Origin of the sequence: Reyranella sp., assembly GCF_050185545.1 — a bacterium.
Taxonomy (GTDB): domain Bacteria; phylum Pseudomonadota; class Alphaproteobacteria; order Reyranellales; family Reyranellaceae; genus Reyranella.
In genome coordinates this window covers 7,096-10,078 of sequence record NZ_JBFWZI010000223.1, presented here as the reverse complement: position 1 = coordinate 10,078, position 2,983 = coordinate 7,096, and the positions used below count along the sequence as shown (strand labels likewise).

The following is a 2,983-nucleotide window of genomic DNA, read 5'->3' as shown; positions in this document are numbered from 1 at the left end:
ATGGCCGGCGTCGGTCGAAATCTCTGGCTTGCGGCCGCGATGGCCGGCCTGCTCGCGGCAGCCGCCATGCTGCTGCCGTCAGCGGTGTGGACCTGCCTGGTGGCGGCCGTGCTCGGCCTGACCGGGGTCGTGCTGTTCCGCGGCAACCGCTGGCGCAGCGGCGCCCTGCTGGTGGGGGCGATGGCTTTGGGCCTCGCCCTGCTCGACGCCTTCGCCGGGCTGCTGACGCCGGCGCCGATGGGCCAGGGGCTGGTGCGCAAGACCGAGCCGCGCTGGTGGCCTCAGCCCGATCCGATCATGGGCTTCCGGCCGCTGCCCAATTCCGAGGCGATCGCGACCGCGACCTGGAACGGCGAGATGATCTACCGCCGCACCTATCACTTCGACGCCGAGGCGGCGCGGGTGACGCCGCCGGCACCGGCCGATGCCGATACCTACCTGTTCCTGGGCGATTCCTTCATCTTCGGTCAGGGCCTGCTCGACGAGGAGGCGCTGGCGGCGCAGTTCGCCAAGGCCAGCAACTTCAAGGTGCGCGCGGTCAATCTCGGCGTGCCGGGCTATGGCCCCAACCACCTGCTGCGTCTGTTCGACAGCGGCCTGCTCGACCGCTACGCCAAGAACCCCGTCAGGGCGGTGGTGACCTGGATCATTCCGGCCCAGCTCGCCCGTGTTACCGGCGACGGCTCGTGGCTCGGCTCCTCGCCGCGCTATGTGCTGGAGAACGGGGTGCCGCGCCATACCGGCTCGTTCAACGAATACCGCCTGCTCAATCCGATCGCCGGCGCGCGCTACCTGCTGGGCGAGCAGTTCGCCTTCGTCGACGCGATCGGACGCAAGCAGCGCCAGGACGAGCAGATGGAGCTGTTCGTGGCGATCATGGCCCGCCTGCAGCACTATGCGCGCGAGAAGTTCAACGCGCCGCTGATCGTAGTCTATTCCTGGCCCGACGAGCACGCCAACGCCGGTTCCTGGGCCGGCGCGGGAATGAGCCAGCCCGAGCTGGTCTCGGTGCTGAGCCGGCTGCGCCGCCAGGGCATGCCGCTGCTCGCCGTCGACCGCCTGACCTGGATGTACGACGTCTCGAAGATCCTCATTCCGCACGACGGTCATCCCAACGCCTTCAGCAACGAGCTGATTGCCGGCGAGCTGAAGAAGCGGCTGATCGGGTCTTAGTCTTGCGGACCGCGGGCGTCCCGCCCGCTCGTGATCATGAGCGGCGCAAATGAATGCCGCGGTCCGGAAGAGAATGAGCAGCCTTGCGCGGCGACGGCAATCCCGGCAGCTTGAGCCCAACGAGTCCCGCAGCGAACGGGCAGGGGCTGAGAGGGTTCGGGAGGGATCGAGCGGGTGAGTCACGTCGCCCCCATGCGCGTGCTGAATCGGCCCAGGCCGGCGGTGTCGGTCGAGCGGCGGGCGGATGGCACACTCGTGCTGACCGCGGGACGCGAATTGCCGACCGACCTGCCGCTGGTCATCGACCTGCTGCAGCGCGCCGCCCTGCGCCGGCCCGAGGTCACCTTCCTCGCCGAGCGTCGCGGGCCCGGCCGGGCCTGGCAGCGGCTCACCTATGCCGAGGCGTGGGCGAGGAGCGGCGCCGTCGCCTCGTGGCTGATCGCCCTGGGCTTCGGGCCGGGCGGCGCGCCGATCGCCATCCTGTCGGACAACAGCCTTGAGCAGGGCCTGCTGATGCTGGGCGCGCTGCGCGCCGGCGCGCTGCTGGCGCCGCTGTCGCCCGGCCTGTCGCGCTCGGCCGATCCGGCGCGACTGGAGCAGGCGCTGGCGCTGGTCGAGCCGGCGCTGGTGTTCGCGCAGGATTCCAGGATTTACGGCGCCGCCCTTGCGCGGGCGGCGGCGCGCGGCGCGCGCGTGGTCACGGTCGATGGCCGCTACGATGACGGAAGGGGGCTCGCCTTCGCCGCCCTCGCCAATGCCTCGATCGACGCCGCGGTCGCCGAGCGGCGGCTTCATCTCGGGCCCGACACGCCGGCCAAGATCCTGTTCACGTCAGGCTCGTCCGGGCCGCCCAAGGGCGCGGTGAACACCCACGGCAACCTCGCCGCCGCTGTCGAGATGAACCGCGCGCTCGGCGAGCCGCTCGACGAGAACCGGGTCGGCATCTCGCTCGATTGGCTGCCGTGGCACCACACCTGGGGCGGCAATTCCAACTTCAACGGCGCCATCCGATCTGCGAGCTCGCTCTATATCGATGGCGGCCGGCCGCTGCCGGGCCGCTTCGACGAGACGCTGGAGAACCTGCGCGAGCTCTCGCCGTCGGGCTTCGCCACCGTGCCGGCGGCCTATCCAATGCTGCTCGAGGCGCTCGAACGCGACGCCGACCTGCGGCAAAAATTCTTCAGGAACCTGCGCGGGCTGGGCTACGGCGGGGCGCTCCTGCCGCAAGAGAGTTTCGACCGGCTGCAGGCGCTGGCGGTCGGCGAGCTCGGCGAGCGCCTGCCGTTCGGCTGCGGCTGGGGAATGACCGAAACCACCAGCGTCGGGCTGATGGTCTACTGGAACGTCGATCGCTCGGGCCTGCTCGGCCTGCCACCGCCCGGCGCCGCGGCCAAGCTGGTGCCGGCAGGCGACCGCTACGAGTTGCGCGTAAAGGGCCCGCAGGTCATGGCCGGCTACTGGCGCGATGCCGAGGCGACCCGCGCGGCGTTCGACGACGAAGGCTTCTTCCGCACCGGTGACGCGGCGCGCTGGGCCGATCAGGACAACCCGCTGGCCGGCATTGCCTTCGCCGGCCGGCTGTCGGAGGAGTTCAAGCTCGCCTCCGGCACCTGGGTGCGCGCCACCACGCTGCGCAGCCAGCTGATCGATGCGCTGCAGCCCTATGTCCGCGACCTGGTGATCGCCGCTCCCGACCGGCCGTTCCTCGGCGCGCTGCTCTGGCTCGATGCGACGGCGTGCGCCGAGGCAGGCGGCTCCGCGGCATGGCGCCCGGCGCTGCAGCGCCTGCTCGCCGCCTTCAACGGCCGGC

At 71.1% G+C, this 2,983-nt stretch carries 2 protein-coding genes; both read left to right on the top strand.

The annotated features are described in order from the left end of the window. Window positions 1-1,173: hypothetical protein (locus tag AB7O82_RS33585; protein ID WP_428621337.1), on the top strand; the 1,173-nt coding region annotated here is incomplete at its 5' end. 174 nt (window positions 1,174-1,347) lie between these two features. Then, on the top strand, window positions 1,348-2,983 hold a 1,636-nt coding region (locus AB7O82_RS33580; protein WP_428621336.1), incomplete at its 3' end, for an AMP-binding protein.